The following is a 1,369-nucleotide window of genomic DNA, read 5'->3' as shown; positions in this document are numbered from 1 at the left end:
GACACAAACTGCCGCACAAACGGCTTGGCAATCCGCACGCCTGAGCCAGGCTGTTTTCGAGGCATATCCCTGCCTCGCCGCGTGCCAATCGTGAGGCCAGCCTGGGAAGCCAACCCGGGAGGCCAATCTGGGAGGATTGTCATGATTTCGACGGCGCAGGAACTGCATCCCGCACCCGTTCTGGAACAGGGGCGGACTATCCTCGAATTGCGTGGGCTGGAGAAGCGCTATCCCGGCACCCACGCGCTGAAACCGGTCGACCTCGCCTTCAAGTCCGGTGAGATCCACGCCATCGTCGGCGAAAACGGCGCCGGCAAATCCACGCTCATCAAGCTTCTGACCGGCGTCATGCCGCGCACCTCCGGAGAGATTGTCTGGGAGGGCCAGTCGGCCGCCCTGGCGACGCCGCACGAGGCGATGGCGCTCGGCATCAATGCCGTGCACCAGGAAGTCGTGCTGTGCCGTCACCTGACGGTCGCCGCCAACATGTTCCTCGGCGAGGAGAATTCGCGCTTCGGCATCCTGCAGCAGCGCGCCATGGTCAGGCAGGCGCAGACGATCATCGACGACCTCGGCTTCGACCTGCCGGCGCATGTCACGCTCGGCGACCTGACCATCGGCCAGCAGCAGCTGATAGCCGCCGCCCGCGCCACCGTGCGCGGCACCAAATTCCTGATCTTCGACGAGCCGACCGCCTACCTCACCCGCAAGGAAGCCGACCAGCTCTTCACGCTGATCCGCCGTCTGAAGGGCGAAGGCGTGACGATCATCTACATCAGCCACCGCATGGAGGAAGTGTTCGAACTCGCCGACCGGGTATCCGTGCTGCGCGACGGCACGCTGGTCGGCACCCGCAATATCGCAGAGACCAACGATGCCGAACTGGTCAAGATGATGATCAACCGCTCGATCGAGCAGGTCTATCACAAGGAGCATTTCACGCCGGGCGCCGCCATCATCGAGGCGAAAAACCTGTCCGGCAAGGGCTTCGAAAATGTCTCGATGACGGTCCGCGCCGGCGAGATCGTCGGACTCTATGGGCTGATCGGCGCCGGACGCAGCGAGTTCGTCACCACGCTCTACGGCCGCCACCGCAAATCCGCCGGCCAGATCCTCTGGCAAGGCAAGGAGGTACAGGTCAATTCCGAACATGACGCGATCAAGCTCGGCATGGCGCTGGCGCCGGAGAGCCGCCGCGACCAGGGCCTCTGCCTCAACCTGCCGGTCGGCTTCAACCTCAGCCTGCCGATCTACAAGCGCATCTCGAACAATCTGCTGATTTCGAGCACGCAGGAGAAGACGCAGGCCGATCGCCAGATCGCCGATCTGCGCATCAAGACACCGACACGTGGCGCGCTGGCATCCAGCC

At 63.8% G+C, this 1,369-nt stretch carries 1 protein-coding gene; it reads left to right on the top strand.

The features are described from left to right. Positions 1 to 141 precede the first annotated feature (141 nt). Positions 142 to 1,369 (top strand): sugar ABC transporter ATP-binding protein (locus EN914_RS35550; protein WP_164779171.1); only part of this gene is annotated, 1,228 nt, incomplete at its 3' end.

The organism is Mesorhizobium sp. M7A.F.Ca.CA.001.08.2.1, assembly GCF_003998455.1.
Taxonomy (GTDB): Bacteria; Pseudomonadota; Alphaproteobacteria; order Rhizobiales; family Rhizobiaceae; genus Mesorhizobium; species Mesorhizobium ciceri.
This window is presented reverse-complemented; position numbering and strand designations above follow the sequence as displayed.